Genomic DNA, 21,659 nt, shown 5'->3' on the forward strand with positions numbered 1-21,659 from the left:
TCGGGACGGGTTCCACCGAAGTCCCCCAACGAAAGGTCCCCGATGGTCAACATCCGCAAAACCTGGCGCGCCGCGGCGGCGCTGGCCACCACCGCCACAGTGCTCGCCGCATGCGGAGGCGGCTCGAGCGATGTGGTCGGAGAGGGCGGCGGGAACGGAGCTGACACGACGCTGACGCTGGTCGCCTATGCCGTGCCCGAACCCGGCTGGAGCAAGATCATTCCCGCATTCGCCGCGACACCGGAAGGTAAAGGCGTCGGCGTCACGACGTCGTACGGCGCCTCGGGCGACCAGTCGCGCGCCGTCGTCGACGGTAAGCCCGCCGACATCGTGAACTTCTCCGTCGAGCCGGACATCACCCGACTCGTTAAGGCCGACAAGGTCACCGAGGACTGGAACGCCGACGCCACCAAGGGCATCCCGTTCGGATCCGTCGTGTCCTTCGCGGTGCGGCCCGGTAACCCCAAGAACATCAGGGACTGGCCGGATCTGCTCAAGCCCGGCGTCGAGGTCATCACGCCCAGCCCGCTGAGCTCCGGGTCCGCCAAGTGGAACCTGCTGGCGCCGTACGCGTGGGCCAGCAAGGGCGGACAGGATCCCCAAGCCGGTCTCGACTACGTCACCGAGCTGGTGACTCAGCACATCAAGCTGCGCCCGAGTTCGGGCCGTGAGGCCACCGACGTGTTCCGGCAGGGCAGCGGTGACGTGCTGCTGGCCTACGAGAACGAGGCGCTGCACTTCGGCTTGGAGTACGTGAACCCGCCGGAGACCTTCAAGATCGAGAACCCTGTCGCCGTGGTGTCGTCGAGCACGCACCTGGACAAGGCGAACGCGCTGAAGAACTTCACCTACACCCCCGAGGCGCAGAAGCTGTGGGCCGAGGCCGGTTTCCGTCCCGTCGATCCCGCGGTGCTCGAGGAGTTCCGGGACAAGTTCCCCGCGCCCGCAAAACTATGGACCGTTGACGACCTCGGAGGCTGGGCGACACTGGATCCCGAGCTGTTCGACAAGGACAACGGCACCATCACCAAGATCTACACCCAGGCGACCGGATGACCCCTTCCGTGAACGCGTTGGGTTCCCCGTATCCTGACGGGAGCCGACCCGAACCCACGAACGGCGAGCGAACAATTAGCCTCTGGGGCCCCCGGTATGGGACCACCTCGCTACGGGTTGGTGCGGCGACGATTTGGCTGAGCATCATCGTGCTGCTGCCGTTGGCCGCGATCCTCTGGCAGTCGGCCGGCGGCGGGTGGCAGGCGTTCTGGCTTGCGGTCACCTCGAACGCGGCCGTCGCGTCGTTCAAGGTGACGCTGACCGTGTCGTTCGGGGTGACGGTGGTCAACCTGGTGTTCGGGCTGTTGGTTGCCTGGGTGCTGACCCGCGACGAATTCGTCGGCAAGCGGCTGATCGACTCAGTGATCGACTTGCCGTTCGCGTTGCCGACGATCGTCGCCAGCCTGGTCATGCTGGCGCTCTACGGCCCCGCCAGCCCGGTCGGGCTGCACCTGCAGCACACCATATGGGGTATCGGGGTGGCGTTGCTGTTTGTCACCCTGCCGTTCGTGGTGCGATCGGTGCAGCCGGTGCTGTTGGAACTGGACCGCGAGATCGAGGAAGCCGCGGCATCGTTGGGGGCCAACAACTGGATCATCTTCACCCGGGTGATGCTGCCCGCACTTCTGCCGTCGCTGCTGTCGGGCGCCGGTCTGGCGTTCTCCCGCGCGATCGGCGAGTTCGGTTCGGTGGTCCTGATCGGCGGCGCCGTGCCTGGCGAGACCGAAGTGTCCTCGCAGTGGATTCGCACCCTGATCGAGAACGACGACCGTACCGGCGCCGCCGCGATCTCGATTGTGCTGCTGGCCATCTCGTTCGTCGTGCTGTTCATCCTGCGCGCGATCGGATCGCGCGCCGCCCGACGCGACGCCTTGGCGCAATGATCCTTTCGCCGGTGGTCAGACACCTGCTTCGCTACCTCGCGCTGACCTACATCGTCGTCTTGGTCGTGGTGCCGGTGGGCCTGATCCTGTGGCGCAGTTTCGCCCCGGGCTTCGGAACCTTTATTGATTGGATAACCACCCCGGCCGCGGTATCCGCTCTGCAACTGTCGCTCTTGGTCGTCGCGATCGTGGTGCCGCTCAACGTGCTGTTTGGTGTGCCGACCGCGGTGGTGCTGGCGCGGAACAAGTTTCGCGGCAAGAGTCTGATGCAGGCCGTGATCGATCTGCCGTTCGCGGTGTCGCCTGTGGTGGTCGGTGTCGCGCTGATCCTGCTGTGGGGCTCGGCGGGGCTGTTCGGATTCGTCGAGAACAACCTCGGCTTCAAGATCATCTTCGGGTTCCCCGGCATCGTGCTAGCCAGCGTCTTCGTCACGGTGCCGTTCGTGATCCGTGAGGTTGAACCGGTGCTGCACGAGATAGGCACCGATCAGGAGGAGGCCGCTGCCACGCTAGGCTCGCAGTGGTGGCAGACGTTCTGGCGGGTCACGCTGCCGTCCATCCGGTGGGGTCTGACCTACGGCGTCGTGCTCACGATCGCACGCACCCTCGGTGAGTACGGGGCCGTGCTGATGGTGTCGTCCAACCTTCCAGGCTCTTCGCAGACGCTCACACTGCTGGTGTCGGACCGGTACAACCGAGGTGAAGAGTATGGGGCGTATGCGGTGTCGACGCTTTTGATGAGTGTGGCGGTCGTGGTCTTGATTACGCAAGTGTTGCTCGACGCGCGCCGGTCCAGAGCCAGCAGATAGGCGGAAAGGGAAGTATGAGCAATGCGATAGCCGTGCGAGGCGCCAACAAGCGATACGGCGACTTCGCGGCCCTGGACAATGTCGATTTCGAAGTACCATCCGGTTCGCTGACCGCATTGCTAGGGCCCAGCGGGTCCGGGAAGTCGACGCTACTACGGGCCATCGCGGGCCTCGACCGGCCCGATTCCGGCACCGTCACGATCAACGGCCGCGACGTCACCAACGTGCCGCCCCAGCGGCGCGGTATCGGTTTCGTGTTCCAGCACTATGCGGCGTTCAAGCACCTGACGGTGCGGGACAACGTCGCGTTCGGGCTGAAGATTCGCAAGCGGCCCAAGGCCGAAATCAAGCAGAAGGTCGACAATCTCCTCGAAGTGGTCGGGCTAGCCGGTTTCCAGACTCGTTACCCGAACCAGCTCTCCGGAGGGCAACGTCAGCGCATGGCGCTGGCCCGCGCGCTGGCCGTGGACCCACAAGTGCTGTTGCTCGACGAACCGTTCGGTGCGCTGGACGCCAAGGTGCGAGAGGATTTGCGCGCTTGGCTGCGCCGGTTGCACGACGAAGTGCAGGTCACCACGGTGCTGGTGACGCACGATCAGTCTGAGGCGCTCGACGTCGCCGACCGGATCGCGGTGCTGAATAGAGGCCGCATCGAGCAGATCGGTTCCCCCGCAGAGGTTTACGATGCACCAGCCAACGCGTTCGTGATGTCGTTTCTAGGTGCGGTTTCCTCGCTGAACGGTGCGCTGGTCCGACCGCACGACATCCGTGTAGGACGCAACCCAGACATGGCGATCGCTTCCACCGACGAGTCGGTGCAGTCCACCGGAGTGGTACGCGCGATCATCGACCGAATTGTCATGCTAGGCTTCGAAGTTCGTGTCGAGTTGCACAGTGCGACGGACCAGACGCCCTTCACCGCGCAGATCACCCGCGGCGACGCCGAGGCGCTCGGGCTGAAGGAGGGGGACACTGTCTACGTCCGCGCAACCCGGGTGCCACCGTTGCCCGGCAGCACACAGGATCCACCCGACGATGAGGCCGTGACGAGGGCCTGAGTCGGTTGGGCCGAAGATGGGGCAATTGCCCCATTACGCCAGGTTGACTTCCTGGTTGAGTTGCTCGCATGAACACCAGCACCCCGACCCAGGTCGATCCGGACAAACTGATGGAATTCGTCTTCCGCGCGGTCGAGGAGGCCGGCGCGGCACTCAACTGCGCACTCGTCGTGATGGGCGACCGCCTCGGGTACTACCGGTCGCTTGTCGAGCACGGGCCGAGCACCCCAGCCGAGTTGGCCGAACGCACCGGCACCGACGCGCACTACGCCAGGGAGTGGCTCAACGCGCAAACCGCCGGCGCCTTCGTCGAATACAACCCGGCGACCGGTCGTTATCGGTTGCCGGCCGAGCAGGCCGTGGCGCTCACCGACGAAACAAGCCCGGCCTTCGTCGGCGGTCTCTTCCAGATCGCGCACGGAACCGCATCGGACGCTGGACACATCTTCGAGGCGGCCCGCGCAGGCGTCGGCGTCGCTTGGGGGGATCACAACTCCGACGTCCATGTCGGGTGCGAACGGTTCTTCCGCCCGACCTACGCCGCGCATCTGGTCGACGATTGGATCCCGGCGTTGGACGGTGTCGTGGAGAAACTCAGGAGCGGCGCCCGTGTCGCCGATGTCGGTTGTGGACACGGAGCGTCGACGCTGCTGATGGCCGAAGCCTTTCCCGCCTCGACGTTCGTCGGTGTGGACGGACATGCGAAGTCCATCGAGGTGGCCAGTGCGCGGAACGGGATGCCGGGAGCGGTCAGCTTCCAGACCGCGGCCGCGGACGCGTTCGCGGGTGGGCCGTACGACCTGGTCACGATGTTCGACTGCTTGCACGACATGGGCGATCCAATCGGCGCCGCACGCCACGTGCGGGAGGTCATCGCTGAAGACGGCACATGGATGGTGGTCGAGCCGGCCGCCGGTGACCGGGTGGAGGACAACCTCAACCCGATCGGGCGCGCGTACTACGGCTTTTCCACGTTGCTGTGCACACCGTCGTCATTGGCTCAACCGGTCGGGATGGCGCTCGGCACTCAGGCGGGCCCGGCCCGCATTCGAGATGTCGTGACAGCGGCCGGGTTCCGACGGTTCCGGCTGGCCGCGCAGACCCCGTTCAACAACGTGTTCGAGGTCCGGCCCTGAGGACTACGCAGCGACGGTCCCGGTGGCGGTGATCGCGTCGTACCGGTCCATCACCGTCGCCGCGACGAGGTTGTGCGACCCGAGCGGTTCGGCCATCGCAATACCTTGAGCCCCAGCGTATTCGGCGACGCGATCGGTGATCCGGCCGTGCGCCAAAAACCACGGAGCGATGACCAGGCGTCGGGCCCCGCGGGCACGCAGGCGCTCGGCGGTTTCGGCGACACTCGCGTACGGTCCGGTGGCGAACGCGACTTCGGCTCCCGCCCAACGCGTTCCGGAGCGCAGAGACTCAGCGACCGTGGCGGTCCTGGCGTTCGCGGCGGGATGCGACGAGCCGACCGCGACGATGAGGACGCCAAGGCCGTCGTCGTCGGGGGAGACCCCGAGCTCGGCCAGCCGCTGCCGCAGCACGCTCAACAGCGCCGGGTCCTCGCCGAGCACCTCGGCCCGATCGACCACCGCGCGCGATTCCTCGATCACCGTGGGGATGTCGATGCGTGCGTGGAAGGCACTGGCCAAAAGGAACGGTACGACCACGGCCGGGGCGTGCAGACCGCTCAGGGTGTCGAGCAGGCTGGGGCCGTTCTGTTCCAGGAACGCCGGACGCACGTCGAGCCACGGACGCAGGCGCCGGATCCGGCCTGCCACCGCATGCGTCACCGCCGCCGAGCGTGGGTCGGCGCTGCCGTGCGCGGTCAGCACGAGGGTCACAGTGACCTCACGATGCGTGCAGCCCGCATTCGATCTTGCCGGTGCCTGCCCAGCGGCCGCTGCGCGGATCGGCGCCTTCGACGGGCTTGGCCGTGCACGGTGCGCAGCCGATCGACGGATAGCCCTCGTAGACGAGCGGATTGACGAGCACACCGTTGGTGTCGATGTAGTTCTGCATGTCCTCGTCGGTCCAGGCCGCCAACGGATTGATCTTCACCAGCCCGAAAGCCTTGTCCCAGCTGATGAACGGCGCGTTGGCGCGCGTAGGCGCCTCGACGCGGCGGATGCCGGTCACCCAGGCCGAGTAGCCGCGCAGCGCCGCCGAGAGCGGCTCGACCTTGCGCATACGGCAGCACTCGTTGGGCTCCCGCGCGAACAGGTCCTTGCCGAACGACTCGTCCTGCTCGGCCACGCTCTTCTCGGCGGTGACGTTGACGATGTTGACGTCGTAGACCGCCTCGACGGCGTCGCGGGTGCCGATGGTCTCGACGAAGTGGTACCCCGTGTCGAGGAAGAGGATGTCCACGCCGGGCCGCACCTCTGCAGCGAGATCTATGAGCACGGCGTCCTGCATGTTCGAGGCGACCACGTAATTGCCACCGAAGTTCTCGTCGGTCCAGCGCAGCAGGTCATGCGCGCTCGCGCCCTCGAGTTCGGCCGCGCCGCGCTCGGCGAGCCCCTGCAGATCGGTATCCGTGGTCAAATCGGTCACCTCAAGTCCGCCTCGTCCGCTCGTATCGCCCACGTTGCGAAACGCTCGCCCTGCTCCCTTTGTTTCACGAAGTTGCGAACGACCCGGTCGATGTAGTCGCCGAGCTCACTGGACAGCACCTTGTGCTGGCGCAGCTTGCGGCCGAAACCGCTGTCCAGACCGAGGCTGCCGCCCAGGTGCACCTGGAAACCCTCGACCGAGTTGCCGTCACCGTCGTCGACCATCTGGCCCTTGAACCCGATGTCGGCGACCTGGATGCGCGCGCACGAGTTCGGGCAGCCGTTGATATTCACGGTGATCGGCACATCGAGCTGCGCGTTGATGTCCTCGAGCCGCTTCTCCAACTCCGGAACCAGCACCTGCGCGCGGGTCCGCGTCTCGGTGAACGACAACTTGCAGAACTCGATACCCGTGCAGGCCATCAGGTTCTTGCGCCAGTGCGACGGCTCCGGCGGCAGCCCGAGCGCCTCGAGGCCCGCGGTCAGCTCGGCGAGCTTGTCGTCGGGCACATCGAGGATGATCAGCTTCTGGTAAGGGGTGAACCGGATGCGGTCCGACCCCGCCGCCTCGGCGAGATCGGCCACCTTGGTCAGGATGGTGCCGGAGACCCGGCCCGCGATCGGTGCGACGCCGACGGCGTTGCGTCCGTTCTTCAGTTTCTGGATGCCGACATGGTCGATTGGATGCTTGACCGGTTCGGGTGCGGGCCCGTCGATCAGCTTGCGACCCAGGTACTCCTGTTCGAGAATTTCACGGAACTTTTCTATACCCCAGTCCTTTATCAGGAACTTGAGCCGGGCCTTGGACCGCAGCCGCCGATACCCGTAGTCGCGGAAAACCGCAGTGACCGCCTCCCACACGTCGGCCACCTCGTCAAGCGGAACCCACGCCCCGAGCCGCTGCGCCAGCATCGGGTTGGTTGACAGACCGCCACCCACCCACAGATCAAGCCCGGGGCCGTGTTCGGGGTGGTTCACCCCGATGAAGGAGATGTCGTTGACCTCGTGGGCGACGTCCTGCAGACCGGAGATCGCGGTCTTGTACTTGCGCGGCAGGTTGGAGTACTCGGGGTTGCCGATGTAGCGCCGCACGATCTCGTCCAGGGCCGGCGTCGGATCGAGCACTTCCTCCAGCGATTCGCCGGCCAGCGGCGAGCCCAGCATTCCGCGGGGGCAGTCACCGCACGCCTCGGTGGTCTGCAGACCGTGAGCGGCCAGCCGCTCCCAGATCTCGGGCACGTTCTCGACCTCGAGCCAGTGGTACTGCAGGTTCATCCGGTCGGAGATGTCGGCGGTGTCGCGGGCGAAGTCGATGGAGATCTGGCCCAGCGTGCGCAGTGCGGCCGCCGACAGCGCCTTGCCGTCGCAGCGCACCCGCATCATGAAGTACTTGGCCTCGAGCAGGTCGGCGTTCTCGTCACCGGTCCAGGTGCCGTCGTAGCCCTGCTCACGCTGGGTGTACAGGCCCATCCAGCGGAACCGGCCGCGCAGGTCCTGCTTGTCGATCCCGTCGAAACCGGTCTTGGAGTAGATGTCGATGATGCGGGCGCGCACATTGAGTGCGTCATCGTCCTTCTTGAACTGCTCGTTGGCGTTGAGCGGCTCGCGGTAACCGTGGGCCCACTGGCCCTCGGCGCGGGGCTTCTTTGCGGGTTTCGGCTTGGATTCCGCTGTGGTCATGGTTTTGGCTCCTTTGCGGAGCCGGATCGCGCGTCATCGCCGGGGCTGTCCGGCGGCGCAGATCCGGCGGCCAGCTGAAGTACGGGTGGGCTGGGTCTAGATCAAGCGCGTCAAGGCAGACAGCAACACGTACACACGCGCTTGAAGTCGACGTGCCGACGCACCACCAGCGATACACGCTTGGGGAAGATGCGGGGGGCAGTCACGTCGGCCATTGTGCCACGAATCGCCGCACCTGCCCTAACCGGGCGAGATTTGCGCTCATGGTGAGCAGAACCTCGTCGAGAATGCATCCACGCATCAGAAGTTCGACTGCACGCCTGCCTGAGTGCAATCTCGCGGCAGGCGGACAATTGCAGACATGGTCCGAACCGTAGCTGCCGTGAACCGTGCGCGGGTGCTGCCGCCGATGACCCCTGTGCAGGGGCGGCCGTTCGGCATCTACATCCACGTGCCGTTCTGCGCGACCCGCTGCGGCTACTGCGACTTCAACACCTACACGCCCGGCGAGCTGGGCGGCGCCAACCCGGACGGGTGGCTTGCGGCGCTGCGGATCGAGTTGGCGCAGGCGGCGGCGCATCTGGGCCGCATCCCCGAGGTCGACAGCGTGTTCGTCGGCGGGGGCACACCGTCGCTGCTGGGCGGGCCCGGGCTGGCCGCGGTTCTCGACGCCGTGCGGGCGCACTTCCCGCTGGCGCCGGGTGCCGAGGTCACCACGGAAGCCAACCCGGAGTCGACGTCTCCGCTGCTGTTCGACCAGCTGTTGGCGGCCGGGTACACCCGGGTCTCGCTGGGCATGCAGTCGGCGGCTGCCCATGTGTTGGCGGCTCTCGACCGGAAACATTCGCCGGGCCGGGCGCTCGCCGCGGCGCGGGAGGCCCGTGCGGCCGGGTTCGGCCACGTCAACCTCGACCTGATCTACGGCACGCCGGGGGAGTCCGACAACGACCTGCTGCGCTCGGTCGACACCGTCGTCGAGGCCGGCGTCGACCATGTCTCGGCCTACGCTCTGGTCATCGAGGACGGCACGGCGATGGCCCGGCGGGTGCGCCGCGGCGAGCTCGTGCCGACCGATGACGACGTGCTGGCCCGCCGCTACGAGCTGCTCGACGCGCGCCTGGCGGAGGCCGGCTTCGCCTGGTACGAGGTCTCGAACTGGAGCAGACCGGGCGGGGAGTGCCAACACAACATCGGCTACTGGAACGGCGGCCAGTGGTGGGGTGCGGGACCGGGCGCGCACGGTTTCGTCGACTCCGTGCGCTGGTGGAACGTCAAGCATCCGAGCGCGTACGCCCAGACCCTGGCCGATGGTCGACTGCCGGTGGCCGACTTCGAGCATCTTGACGCCGGCACCCTGCACATCGAGGACGTGATGCTGCGGGTGCGGTTGCGCGACGGGCTGCCGACGAACGTGCTCAGTGCGCCCGAGCGGGAGCGCGCCGACGTTGCGGTCGCCGACGGGCTGTTGAGCCGGGTTGACGACCGTCTGGTGCTCACCGACCGCGGCAGGCTGCTGGCCGACGCGGTGGTCCGCGACGTGCTGGACTGATCGCCGGGGAACTTCGGCTCCGAAATTCGCCCATAAGCTCACGTTCGCGCGCCGGACATTGAACGATTCTCTGGTGGACGTCGTAGTGATCAGCGATGACGACTGCGGTGGATGAGCGATGACTCCCGACCCCGCGCAGGCCGAGTTGCTGCGCGCGATCCACGACGAGCACAGCCAGGCGCTGCTGCGATACGTGCTGCGGCTGACCCGCGGCGACACGCCGTTCGCCGAGGACGTGGTGCAGGAAGCGCTGCTGAGGCTGTGGCGCAAACCCGAGATCCTGCAACAGCCGGGTGACGCCGCGCGGGCATGGCTGTTCACCGTCGCACGCAACCTCGTCATCGACGACCGGCGCAGCGCGCGGTTCAGCCGGGAACTGCAGACCGACGACCTGCCCGAGCGGCCGTCACTCGACGCGATCGGTCCCGCGGTCGACAAGTGGGTGCTGGCCGAGGCGCTGAAATCGCTCAGCGCCGACCACCGCACCGCCATAGTGCGCGCCTACTATTTCGGGCAAACTGTCGCCGACATCGCCGCACACGAGCGGATCGCCCCGGGCACCGTCAAGTCCAGGCTCCATTACGGGTTGCGTGCGTTGCGGATGGCGCTGCAGGAAAGGGGGGTGGTCCAATGAGCGACAAGTTCGACCGGACACCCGTCGCCGACCTCGCCGAATGGGATGCGGCCTACGTGCTCGGCGCGCTGAGCCCGCAGGACCGTCGCGCCTACGAGGACTACCTCGCCGCGAACCCGGCGCGTGCCGCCGAGGTGGCCGGCCTGGCCGAGATGCCCGCGATGCTGGCTGCGCTCAGCCGCGAGGAGGCCGCGGCGCTGATCGATGCGGACGAGGGGTCCGCTGTCGAGCAGTCCGCCGATGTCGCCTCGCTGGCGCAGGCCGCGGCCAAGCGTCAGCGGCGGTCACGCCGCACGATGCTCGCGGCGACGGTCGCGGTCGCGGCCGCGCTGGCGGTCCTCGGCGGTGTCGTGGGCGCCACGGTTTTCCCCCGCACATCGTCGGTGCAGACAGTGGCGATGGAGCCGATGCAGCCCGGCCAGCGCCAGGGCCTGACCGCACAGCTGGCGGTCACCGACAAGAAGTGGGGCACCGAGCTCAACTGGGCCTGCGAGTACACCAAGGACTGGGCGCGCGACGTCGACAGCTACGACATCGTGGTGACGACGCGCGATGGCGTCCAGACGGCTGTGGGTTCGTGGCGTCCGGCCGGAGACGAGGCGACCGGGCTGTCGGCGGCGACCAGCATCCCGACCGCGGAGATCCGCAGCATCGACATCCGGGTGTCGGGCAGCGACGAACCGCTGGCCGTCCGCACCTTGTGACGGTTCGGACGTGCCTCGACCGTCGGCGGATTGACGTCGCGGCAAGCTGATTCGAACGTGATTGGCACCACGTTCGCCAGGCCTGCGTAGGTTCCACAAATGAGCCCGGTTATGCCAGTATTGCGGCCATGGCGTGTGGCTTCTTAGGCAAGGCTATCCAGGCTTCGGGACTCAGCTGACGTGACCGATACCGCACCATCCGAGGATTCCGCACGCCCCGACCCGGTCGCGATCATCGGGATCGGTTGCCGCGTTGCCGGTGCGATCGGCACCCCGGAACAGTTCTGGACCTTCCTGCTCGACGGCGGCAGCGACGTCCGCGAGGTTCCGCCGGAGCGCTGGGAGCCATACCTTCAGCGCGATCCCCGCAACGCGGCGGTGCTCAAGGATGTCACCCGGTGGGGAACGTTCCTCGACGACCTGGCCGGGTTCGACGCCGAGTTCTTCGGGGTCTCACCGCGCGAGGCCGAACTGATGGACCCCCAGCAGCGGTTGGCGCTCGAGGTGAGCTGGGAAGCCCTCGAGCACGCCGGCGTTCCGCCGAAGTCGTTGGCGGGCAGCGACACCGCGGTGCTGATGGGCGTCAACTCCGACGACTACGGCAAGCTGATCATGGAAGACCTGCCGGGCATCGAAGCCTGGACCGGCATCGGAACGTCGCTGTGCGGCATCGCCAACCGCGTCTCACACCTGCTCGACCTGCGCGGCCCCAGCGTCGCCCTCGACGCGGCGTGCGCGGCTTCGCTGGTCGCGGTGCACCAGGCGTGCCAGATGCTCAATGCCGGCGAGACCTCGCTGGCGCTGGCTGGCGGGGTCAGCGCGTTGATCGGACCGGGTCTGACCCGGGTGCTCGACGTGGCAGGCGCGACCGCGCCCGACGGCAGGTGCAAGACCTTCGATGCCTCGGCCGACGGCTACGGGCGCGGCGAAGGTGCGGGCGTGGTGGTGCTCAAGCGCCTCGCCGACGCGCTGCGCGACGGCGACCACGTGTACGCGGTCGTGCGAGGCGGCGCGGTGGCGCAGGACGGGCGCACCGTCGGCATCATGTCGCCCAACGGCGACGCGCAGGCCGACATGTTCCGGCGCGCATGCCAATTCGCCGGCATCGCGCCCGAGAGCGTCGGCTTCGTCGAGGCGCACGGTACCGGCACCCCCTCCGGTGACCCCACCGAGGTCGGGGCGCTCGCGTCGGTCTACGGGGCGGGCCGCCCCGCCGATGCGCCGTGCCGGATCGGGTCGGTGAAGCCCAACGTCGGTCACCTCGAAGGCGGCGCCGGAGTGGTGGGACTCATCAAGGCGGCGCTGGCGTTGCACCATCGGACCATCCCCCCGACGGCGGGTGTCACCTCGCTGACTACGGCCGTCGACTGGGCCAACAGCGGCCTGCGGGTGCCGACGCGCGTCGAGCCCTGGGACGGCGCCGACGGTGCGCCGCGGCGGGCCGCGGTGTGCAGTTACGGCTACGGCGGAACGATCGCCCACGTGCTCCTCGAGGAGGCGCCTGCCGCCCAACCGTCCGCGCACCACCCTCCGGCGCAACAACTTCCGGCGATCATCCCCGTCTCGGCGCGCAACGTCGCCCGATTGCGCACCCAGGCGGGTGCACTCGCTGATCACCTGCGAGGCCACCCCGCACCGATCGACGAAGTCGCGGCGACGCTGTGGACGCGGCGTTCACACGAACCGGCCAGGGCCGCCGTGGTGGCCGACGACACCGACGGTGCGGCGGCCGCGTTGACCGCACTGGCCGAAGACATCCCCGACCCGTCCGTGGTGACCGGTACGGTGCTGCCCGCCGCGGTCAACGGCGCGGTCTGGGTGTTCTCGGGTCACGGCTCACATTGGACCGGTATGGGTGGCGAACTGCTCACGGCAGCACCGGAATTCGCCGCGGTGATCGACGCGATCGATCCGGTGTTCACCGTGGAGCTGGGGTTCTCGGCGCGCCAGGCGCTGACCACGGGAGAGCTCGGCGGCACCGACCAGGTGCAGGCGCTGACGTTCGCGATGCAGGTGGGTCTGGCCGCGATGCTGCGTGCGCGCGGCGTCACCCCGGCGGCGGTCATCGGACACTCGGTCGGCGAGGTCGCGGCCTGTGTCACCGCAGGGGCTTTCGATCTCACCGTCGGTGCCGCGGTGGCGTGCTACCGCGCCCGCGGCTTCCGGTCGGTGATGGGCAAGGGCGCGATGGCGCTCGTGCGGCTCCCGTTCGCCGAAGCCGAGCGGCGGTTGGCCGGGCGGACCGACGTGGTGGCGGCGATCAGCGCGTCGCTGGAGTCGACCGTGATATCCGGCACGATCGAGGCGGTCGACGGTGTGTGCCGAGAGTGGACCGAGCAAGGCTTCATGGTGCGCCGCGTCAACACCGACGTCGCGTTTCACAGCCCCGCCATGGATGCGCTGACCGGCGAGCTCGGACGCCTCACGGCTTCACTCCCGCCGTCACGCACTCCCGAGATTCCGCTCTACACAACGGCGTTGGCCGATCCCCGCTCGGCGGCGCCACGCGATCAGCATTACTGGGTGGCCAACCTGCGCGACCGGGTGCGGTTTGCGGAAGCCGTTTCGACGGCCATCGAGGACGGGCATCGGCTGTTCCTCGAGGTCTCGGCGCACCCGGTGGTGGCGCACTCGATCGTCGAGACGCTCACGACGGCCGGTACCGACCAGCACGCCGTCGTCCCGCTGTTGCGTCGTGATCGCCCCCTGATGCATTCGGTGGCAACGGCGGTCGCCGCGCTGCACTGCCATGGTGCACCGGTGCAGCACCAGCTGTCATCGGCACCGTGGGTGGCAGATCTCCCGGTGACGCAGTGGCACCACCGCCACTTCTGGCGCACTCCCACCCCTCCGCCCGGCGGCCGGGGTGTGCACGACGTCGACACCCACACCCTGCTCGGGGGCCGGATCGAGGTGACCGGCGCGGTCGCCTCCAAGATGTGGCAGACCCGCGTGGATCTCGACTCCCGTCCGTATCCGGGCGACCACCCGGTGAAGGGCACCGAAATCGTGCCCGCCGCCGTCATCGTCAACACCTTCCTCGGCGCGGCCAACGAGCTGGACACGCGCTGCGACCGTGCGGGCAGGGACCTCGTCGACGTCCGGCTGCGCACCCCGGTGGCGCCCGGACGCGCCCGCGACGTGCAGGTGGTCCTGCAGGACCACGGGCTGACCTTGGCCACCCGCCTCGTCGACGACGACGAGGACACCGTCGACGGCGGCTGGCTGACCCACAGCAGCGCGGTGGTCGCAGCCGACGACGACATCGAAGACCTCCTGGGGGAGGTGCTCGACGAGTCGTCCGTGCGCGACGGCTGCCGTGATCCACTGCCCTCGAACCACGTCGTGGACACGCTGGCGACGCTGGGTGTGGCCGCGATGGGATTCGACTGGGAGATCCTCGAACTGCACGGCGGCGACGGCGAACTGCTCGCCAAGGTCGCCGCGCGCGGGGACCATACGACGCCGGACACCTGGGCCCCGCTGCTGGATGCGGCGACCTCGGCGGCCTCCACGGTGTTCGACGGGCCACCGCGACTGCGGATGCCCGCCCACATCGACCGCGTGCAGGTGCACGGCCGAGCGCCGGCGGTGGCGCTGCTGCACGTTCGGCGCAGGCCCGGAACCACCACGACCGACGTCTTGCTCGCCGAAGAGTCCGGCAAGGTACTCGCCTCGCTGACGGGTATGTCGTTCGAGGAGCTCGAAAACCCTTCCGGCAGTGATCTTTCCCGGATGCTGCACCGGCTCTCGTGGCATCCGGTGCCGTGGCAGGCCGACAGCCGGCCCGGGGCGGTCGTGATCGTCGGCGGAGACACCGCCATCCGCGAGTTCGTGACGCGGGACCTCTCGGCTGCCGAGGTGCCGCATGCGCTTTACGGCGATGCGGCCGAGATTTCCTCTGCGGCTGAGTCGTTCGACCGTGACACCGTCGTGCTGGTGCTCCCGAGCACGCACGACACACCGGAACAGTCGGTCGCGGTGGTGACGCAGACGCTGCGCGGACTGCTCGACCACGGCGCCAAGGCGCGGATGTGGGTGCTCACGCAGGGCGTGTACGAGGGCGCGAACGTGGCGCACGCACCGCTGTGGGGGTTGGCAAGGGTCGCTGCCGCCGAACACCCGAAGACCTTCGGCGGCGTGATCGACGTGGCCACAGCCGAACTGCCGGTCGGGGTCCTCTCATCGGTGCAGGGCCATCCGGTCGTGGCCTTCCGCGACGGTGCCGCCCAATCGGCTCGGCTGTCCGCGGCGGGGCGGGGGACCGGAGCGCCGATGCAATGCTCGGCAGGCGGCACCTATGTCATCACCGGCGGCGCCGGCGCGCTCGGCTTGCGAATGGCGCAGCGGCTTGCCGACATCGGCGCACGGCGACTGGTGTTGCTCTCCCGCAGCGGCATGCCCGATCGTTCGCAGTGGCAACCGGATTCGGAGCTGGTCCACACGGTCACCGCACTCGAGGAGCGCGGTGTGTCCGTGCGCGTGGTGGCGTTGGACATCGCCGCGGCAGGGGCGGCCGACGCGCTGCGCGCCGCGCTGCGCGATCTGCCTCCGGTGCGCGGGGTGATCCACGCCGCCGGTGTCGAAGCGGGTGCGCTGTTGGTCAACACGACGCCAGAGGACTTCACCGCGGCGATGCGTCCCAAGGTCGACGGAACGCTGACCCTTCACGAGGTCTTCCCACCCGAACAGTTGGACTGGCTGGTGCTGTTCTCGTCGTGCGGCTACCTCGCCGGCTTCCCCGGCCAGGGCGCCTACGCGTGCGCGAACTCGTTCCTCGACGGGATGGCGCGCCACCGGCGGGCGCTCGGTGACCGCACCGTCAGCGTCGCCTGGACCGCGTGGCGCGGCCTGGGCATGGGCTCGACGTCCGGGTTCGTGGCGGCGCAACTGGACGCGCTGGGCATGGACACCATCGGGGCGGACGAAGCGATGCGGGCACTCGACCTGGCGATGCGCCACGACGATCCGAACGTTGTTGTGCTGCCGCTCCTTCCGGCGGCAGCGTCGGTGCCGATGCTGGCCGACGTGGCGCCCACCGAACTCGATGCCCCGGGAGGCGACGATGCACCGGAGGTGAGCCTGGTGGACGCCGACCCCGAACGCGTCGCCCAGGTCGTCACCGCCGCGGTGGCCGCACAGTTGGGCGTGGCCGAGGCCGACGTCGACACCGGTTTGCCGCTGGTGGAGGTCGGCGTGGACTCGATCATGACGGTCGGGCTGCTCAAGCAGCTGGAGAAGCAGACCGGGTTGTCGTTACCGCCGACACTGCTGTGGGAGTACCCGACGGCGGCGGCAATCTCAGAACGCCTCGTCGAGCTGCTCGGCGCACCGGAGGGTGCGTTGACGGTCGAGGTGTCCTGACCGAGAACCCGCCGAAACTGAAGGTTCGCACGAGAAACCGCCAGTAATTGCTGCAGTTCTTCAGTTTCGACGGCGCGTTCAAGCTCGCGTCACGACGTGAGCGCAGTAACGACCTTCTTCTTGTCGACCTTGCCGACCGCGGTCTTGGGCAGCGCGGGCAGCGGTGCCAGCACGTCGGGCCTGCAGTGCGCCGACACCCCCCGCTCGTCGAGGAACTGGTTGAGCTCGGCCAGGGTGATCGGGGCGCCCTTGAATACGACTGCGGCGCAGATCTTTTCGCCGAGAAACTCGTCGGGCAGCGCCACCGCCGCCGCGGTGTCGACCGCCGGGTGGGCGAACAGATGCTCTTCGAGGTCCGACGCCGACACCGTCTCACCGCCGCGGTGGATGACGTCCTTGATGCGGCCGGTCACCTCGACGTAGCCGGCGCGCGGGCCCTCGGCGAAGATCCGCACGCGGTCGCCGCTGCGGTAGAAGCCGTCCGGGGTGAACGAGCGCGCGTTCGCCTCCTCGGCGCGGTAGTAGCCGTTGAGCGTGTAGGGGCCCCGCACCAGCAGCTCGCCCTCTTCACCGGGCGCCACCTGCGCGCCGGACTCGTCGACCACGCGCATCTCGTCGTGCGGAGACATCGGCCTGCCCTGGGTGTTGACCACGACGTCGACCGGATCGCCGGGGCGGGTGAAGTTGAGCATGCCCTCGGCCATGCCGAAAATCTGCTGCAGCCCGGACGTGAGCGCGGACAGGATGTACTCGGCCTCCTGCGGTGTCATCCGCGAACCGCCGACCTGGACGAGCCGCAACCCCGTCGGCAGCACCGGCTCCCACTCGCACGCCTGGGTCCACACCTTGGCCAGCGCGTTGACCAGCGCGGTGACCGTGACCCTGTGCCGGTCGATCAGCGCGAACGCGGCTTCCGGACTGGCATCGGTGGTGAAAACCGATGTCGCGCCGACGGTCATCGACCCCAGCAGTCCCGGACACGCAAGCGGGAAATTGTGCCCGGCGGGCAACACCATGAGGTAGACGTCATCGCCGGTCAGGTGGCACTCCTGGGCGCTCGTCCTGGCGGTGTAGAGGTAGTCGTTGTGGGTGCGGGCGATGAGCTTCGGCAGTCCGGTGGTGCCACCCGACACCAGTAGGAGGGCGGGCGCATCGGGGTCGACCGGCGGCCGCTCGGCGAGGGGACCGTCGAAATCGGCCAGCGCGGACCAGGATTGGAACCGGCCGGGGTCGCCGTGGACGAACATGTGCCGCAGCGCCGGGTTGTCCCTGACGAGTTCCTCGGCCAGCTCGCGGTAGTCGAACCCGCCGACCGAATCGGGCACGATCAGGCCCACCGCACCGCTGACCGCGGCGAAATGGTTCAGCTCCGCCGACCTGTGCCCCGGCAGGCACATCACCGGGACGACGCCGGCCCGCAGCACACCGAACAGCGCAACGGCGAACTCGCAGGTGTTCGGCAACTGCACCAGCATGCGGTCGCCGGGGAGGATGCCGTGGTCGGCCAGCGCCGCCGCGATACGCTCGGCGCGGGCGTCGAGTTCGGCGAACGTGTAGCTGACGTGGTCGTCGATGACGGCGGTCCGATCGGGCCACGCCGCGACCGCATCTTTGAGGATCGACTCGAGTGGTTCATCGGTCCAGTAGCCCGCGCGCCGGTACTCGTCGGCGCGGTCTGCGGGGAACGGCACGAAACCCGTCATGAGGTCGCCGAGCCCGCCTTTCCGAAGCGGTTGATCTGCTTGTGGGCACTGCTCGAAACCGGTGCTCATGAAGGATGCGACCCCTTGGGGTAGGTGTGTTCGGTAGGTCGCATATAAGGTAGCGTGCCCCGCGTTAGTTAGGGCAGCCTGTACTAATCCGGAGGACGCGTCGTGGGTGTGGATGAGACTGGTTCGTCGACAGAGCGAACAACCGATCGCACCGTCCGCGAGGAGGTCGCCGAACTCCTCGGGGTGAGTCCCGACGAGGTCGACCCGCACGCCGACCTGATCGCCTCCGGGCTCGACTCGATCCGCATGATGTCGCTGTCGGGCCGGTGGCGCAAACAGGGTATGGACATCAACTTCGCCGCTCTCGCGGAGAATCCCACCGTGGCGGCGTGGTCGGCACTGGTGGCCGAGCGGTCCGGGGGCGGCGGCGCCGAACCGGCGGCCGAGCCCGCGCAGACCGGCGACGAAAACCAACCCTTCCCGTTGGCGCCGATGCAGCACGCGATGTGGTTGGGCCGCAACGACGATCAGCAGCTCGGCGGCGTTGCCGCGCACCTGTACGTCGAATTCGACGGTGCCGGCGTCGACCCCGAGCGGTTACAACACGCGGCCACCAAACTCGTTGCGCGCCACCCGATGTTGCGCGTCGAGATCCTTCCCGACGGCACGCAGCGCATCGGTGACCGCGGACTGCCCGTGACGGTCCACGACCTGCGGGACCTCGACGCCGAGGCCGCCGAGCAACGACTCGAGTCCATCCGGCACGAGAAATCGCACCAGATCCTCGACGGCGACGTGCTCGAGTTGAGCTTGTCGCTGCGGCCCGACGGTCGCACCCGGCTGCACGTCGACATGGACATGAACGCCGCCGACGCGGTGAGCTACCGCAAGTTCATGGCCGACCTCGCGGTGTTCTACCGCGGCGGCGATCTTCCCGATCTGGGTTACACCTACCGGGAGTACCGCGCCGCGCTGGCCGCGTCCGATCCGGGCCCCTCCGACGAAGACGTGCGGTGGTGGGCCGAGCGCATCCCCGACCTTCCCGAATCGCCCGCGCTGCCGCTGATTCCGCCTGCCGAACAGGACGACCCGCGGCGTAGCGTGCGGCTCTGGCACATCTTCGACGTCCCGACCCGCGACGCCTTGTTCGCCGCCGCGCACCGCCGTGGCATCACGCCCGCGATGGCCGTTGCGGCGTCGTATTCCCATGCGCTGGCGCGCTGGTCGAGCGGTTCGCGGTTCTTGCTGAACCTGCCGATGTTCGGCCGTGAGCCGTTCCATCCCGACGTCGAGAAACTCGTCGGCTGCTTCACGTCCTCTCTGATGCTCGACATCGACCTCACCGACGCCCGCACGCCCGCACAGCGGGCACGCGCCGTGCAGGAGACGCTGCACAACACCGCGCGGCACTCGAGGTACTCGGGCCTGTCGGTGTTGCGCGACCTCGGTCGCCACCGCGGCAACCAGGTGCTGGCACCGATCGTCTACACCAGCGCACTGGGGCTCGGCGACCTGTTCGCCGGCGAGGTCACCGACCAGTTCGGGGCACCGGTCTGGACGATCTCGCAAGGCCCGCAGGTGCTCATCGACGCGCAGGCCACCCCGCTCGCCGACGGCCTGATGATCAACTGGGATGTGCGCGTCGACGCGTTCCGGCCCGGCGTGGCCCAGGAGATGTTCGCCTACCACCTCGCCGAGCTGACCCGGCTCGCGACCGACGACGCCGCCTGGGACGCACCCGATCCGCCCGCGGTGCCCGAGGCTCAGCGAGCCGTGCGGCAGGCGGTCAACAGCACCACCGCGCCGCCGAGCGGGGAGGCGATCCACGACGGGTTCTTCAACCGAGCGCTCGCCGCCCCCGACGCCCCGGCGGTGTTCAGCGGCGACGGCGAGATGACCTATGGAGAACTTCGCGACCGGGCCCTGAGCGTGGCGGTGACGTTGCGCGACAACGGGGTTCGACCCGGTGATCTCGTCGCACTGGTCGGCCCCAAGTGTGCCGAACAGATTCCCGCGGTGCTCGGCATCCTCGCGGCGGGCGCCGCCTATCTCCCGATCGGTGCGGACCAACCCGCTGAGCGCACCGCCCGGACTCTCGAGTCGAGCACGGTGGCCGCGGTGCTCGTTTGCGGCGGCGCGCGGGCGAACCACACCGGCGTGCCGGTCATCGCCGTCGCCGACGCGCTCACCCGCGACACCGACGCGCAACCCGTCCAGACCGACCGGAATTCGCTTGCCTACGTACTGTTCACCTCGGGTTCGACCGGCGAGCCCAAGGGTGTCGAGCTCACCCACGACGCGGTGATGAACACCATCGAGTTCGTCTCCGAGCACTTCGGATTGCACCGGGGCGATCGCAGCCTGGCGCTGGCCTCGTTGGAGGCCGACATGTCGGTGCTGGAGATTTTCGCGCTTCTGCGCGCGGGCGGCGCGGTCGTGGTGGTCGACGAAGATCAGCGCCGCGATCCGGACACCTGGGCGCGGTGGATCCAGCAGCACGGGGTGACGTTCCTGAACTGGATGCCCGGATGGCTCGACATGCTGCTCGAGGTCGGCGGTGACCGGCTGACCGGCTTGCGGGTGGTGCTGCTCGGCGGCGACTGGGTGCGACCGGAACTGATTCGAGCCCTGCGCAACTCGGCTCCGGGCGTACGCGCCGCCGGTTTGGGCGGGGCGACCGAGACCGCGGTGCACGGCACGATCTGCGAGGTCGACGATCCGCCCGCGCACTGGACGTCGGTGCCCTACGGCGTCCCGTTCCCGAACAACGCCTGCCGCGTGGTGGCCGCCGACGGGTCGGACTGCCCCGACTGGGTGCCCGGCGAACTGTGGTTCACCGGCCGCGGCATCGCGCGCGGATACCGCGGGCGACCCGACTTGACGGCCGAGAAGTTCGTCGAGCACGACGGCCGAACCTGGTACCGCAGCGGCGATCTCGTCCGCTACCTGCCCGACGGGACACTGGAGTTCGTCGGCCGTGTCGACCACCGGGTCAAGGTCAGCGGATACCGCATCGAACTCGGTGAGGTCGAGGCCGCGCTGAAGCGGGTCGTCGGAATCGACGCCGCGGTCGCCGCCGTCATTCCCGGCGAACGTGATGTGCTCGCGGCGTTGGTGCGCACCGACGATCCCGCGGTCAACGCGCGGACGGTCACCGAGGCCATGACCCATCTCGTGCCCGCCCACATGATCCCGAAGATCATCGCGGTGTCCGACCGCATCCCGTTCACCGTCAACGGCAAGATCGACCGCAAGGCCGCGGCGCGGCTGCTCGCTGCCGTGGAACCGCCCGCGGCACAGGAGTACCGGGCGCCGGCCACACCGTTGGAGTCGGCGTTGGTGGCGATCGTCGCAGACGTGCTCGATGTCGATGGCGACGTGCGCGTGGGTGTGGACGACGACTTCTTCTCCCTCGGCGGGGATTCCGTGCTCGCCACCCAGGTGGTCGCCCGGGCGCGCGACTGGCTGGACACCCCGACGGTGTTGGTCACCGACATGTTCGCCGCCCGGTGCGTCGCCAAACTCGCCGACCGACTTCTGGGCCGCGAACCCGACGCCGAGCGGCTCAACGCGGTCGCCGAGGTGTACCTGGAGGTCGCGCGGATGGACAGCGCCGCGGTGCTGTCCGAGCTCGAGTCGTCAGCCTAGGGT

Annotated in this window: 14 protein-coding genes; 10 read left to right on the forward strand and 4 right to left on the reverse strand. The window is 68.5% G+C overall.

Going from position 1 to position 21,659, the window contains the following annotated elements; all coding sequences use genetic code 11:
• Window positions 1–42 precede the first annotated feature (42 nt).
• The 5 genes from A5790_RS04955 to A5790_RS04975 all read left to right on the forward strand — a co-directional run bounded on the left by A5790_RS04955 (window position 43) and on the right by A5790_RS04975 (window position 4,943).
• Window positions 43–1,056 carry a sulfate ABC transporter substrate-binding protein gene (locus A5790_RS04955; protein ID WP_066841673.1) on the forward strand — a complete coding sequence of 338 codons (1,014 nt, stop codon included), beginning with the start codon at window positions 43–45 and terminating at the stop codon, window positions 1,054–1,056.
• Window positions 1,053–1,940, forward strand: coding sequence for a sulfate ABC transporter permease subunit CysT (cysT, locus tag A5790_RS04960; RefSeq protein ID WP_082961583.1), 888 nt, complete (start codon window positions 1,053–1,055; stop codon window positions 1,938–1,940). The genes A5790_RS04955 and cysT overlap by 4 nt, the downstream gene beginning before the upstream one ends.
• On the forward strand, window positions 1,937–2,749 hold the full coding sequence (gene cysW, locus A5790_RS04965) for a sulfate ABC transporter permease subunit CysW (protein WP_066841674.1): 813 nt from the start codon (window positions 1,937–1,939) through the stop codon (window positions 2,747–2,749). Before cysT ends, cysW begins: the two co-directional genes overlap by 4 nt.
• A gap of 14 nt (window positions 2,750–2,763) precedes the next feature.
• Complete coding sequence (locus A5790_RS04970) at window positions 2,764–3,807, forward strand: sulfate/molybdate ABC transporter ATP-binding protein (RefSeq protein WP_066841675.1); 1,044 nt, start codon at window positions 2,764–2,766, stop codon at window positions 3,805–3,807.
• 68 nt (window positions 3,808–3,875) lie between these two features.
• A complete protein-coding gene (locus A5790_RS04975; protein ID WP_066841676.1) occupies window positions 3,876–4,943 on the forward strand; it encodes a trans-aconitate 2-methyltransferase in 1,068 nt (355 codons plus the stop codon).
• A 3-nt stretch (window positions 4,944–4,946) separates the two neighbouring features.
• Here A5790_RS04975 and A5790_RS04980 read toward each other — a convergent pair whose 3' ends face one another.
• From A5790_RS04980 to A5790_RS04990, 3 genes are read right to left on the reverse strand one after another with little or no spacing between them, the layout of a single operon-like run.
• Window positions 4,947–5,654 carry a sirohydrochlorin chelatase gene (locus A5790_RS04980; RefSeq protein WP_066841677.1) on the reverse strand — a complete coding sequence of 236 codons (708 nt, stop codon included), beginning with the start codon at window positions 5,652–5,654 and terminating at the stop codon, window positions 4,947–4,949.
• A gap of 7 nt (window positions 5,655–5,661) precedes the next feature.
• On the reverse strand, window positions 5,662–6,366 hold the full coding sequence (locus tag A5790_RS04985; protein WP_066841678.1) for a phosphoadenylyl-sulfate reductase: 705 nt from the start codon (window positions 6,364–6,366) through the stop codon (window positions 5,662–5,664).
• Window positions 6,363–8,045, reverse strand: coding sequence for a nitrite/sulfite reductase (locus A5790_RS04990; protein ID WP_066841679.1), 1,683 nt, complete (start codon window positions 8,043–8,045; stop codon window positions 6,363–6,365). The genes A5790_RS04985 and A5790_RS04990 overlap by 4 nt, the downstream gene beginning before the upstream one ends.
• Before the next feature lie 409 nt (window positions 8,046–8,454).
• On the opposite strand from A5790_RS04990, the gene hemW reads away from it, so the two are divergent.
• The 4 genes from hemW to A5790_RS05010 all read left to right on the forward strand — a co-directional run bounded on the left by hemW (window position 8,455) and on the right by A5790_RS05010 (window position 16,296).
• Window positions 8,455–9,594 carry a radical SAM family heme chaperone HemW gene (hemW, locus tag A5790_RS04995; RefSeq protein WP_197696718.1) on the forward strand — a complete coding sequence of 380 codons (1,140 nt, stop codon included), beginning with the start codon at window positions 8,455–8,457 and terminating at the stop codon, window positions 9,592–9,594.
• 118 nt (window positions 9,595–9,712) lie between these two features.
• On the forward strand, window positions 9,713–10,228 hold the full coding sequence (locus tag A5790_RS05000) for a sigma-70 family RNA polymerase sigma factor (protein ID WP_066841681.1): 516 nt from the start codon (window positions 9,713–9,715) through the stop codon (window positions 10,226–10,228).
• Window positions 10,225–10,932, forward strand: a complete 708-nt coding sequence (locus tag A5790_RS05005) for an anti-sigma factor (RefSeq protein ID WP_066841682.1) — start codon at window positions 10,225–10,227, stop codon at window positions 10,930–10,932. The genes A5790_RS05000 and A5790_RS05005 overlap by 4 nt, the downstream gene beginning before the upstream one ends.
• A gap of 180 nt (window positions 10,933–11,112) precedes the next feature.
• Window positions 11,113–16,296, forward strand: a complete 5,184-nt coding sequence (locus A5790_RS05010) for a type I polyketide synthase (protein WP_066841683.1) — start codon at window positions 11,113–11,115, stop codon at window positions 16,294–16,296.
• A gap of 89 nt (window positions 16,297–16,385) precedes the next feature.
• Here the strand turns inward: A5790_RS05010 and A5790_RS05015 are convergent, their stop codons facing one another.
• The gene (locus A5790_RS05015; RefSeq protein WP_066841684.1) at window positions 16,386–18,068 is read right to left on the reverse strand and encodes a (2,3-dihydroxybenzoyl)adenylate synthase; all 1,683 of its coding nucleotides are present in this window, start codon (window positions 18,066–18,068) and stop codon (window positions 16,386–16,388) included.
• A gap of 102 nt (window positions 18,069–18,170) precedes the next feature.
• Here A5790_RS05015 and A5790_RS05020 point away from each other — a divergent pair, with 102 nt between their 5' ends.
• On the forward strand, window positions 18,171–21,656 hold the full coding sequence (locus A5790_RS05020) for a non-ribosomal peptide synthetase (protein WP_066841685.1): 3,486 nt from the start codon (window positions 18,171–18,173) through the stop codon (window positions 21,654–21,656).
• The last annotated feature ends 3 nt before the right edge of the window (window positions 21,657–21,659 follow it).

Origin of the sequence: Mycobacterium sp. 852002-51152_SCH6134967 (assembly GCF_001667105.1) — a bacterium.
GTDB classification, from domain to species: domain Bacteria; phylum Actinomycetota; class Actinomycetes; order Mycobacteriales; family Mycobacteriaceae; genus Mycobacterium; species Mycobacterium neumannii_A.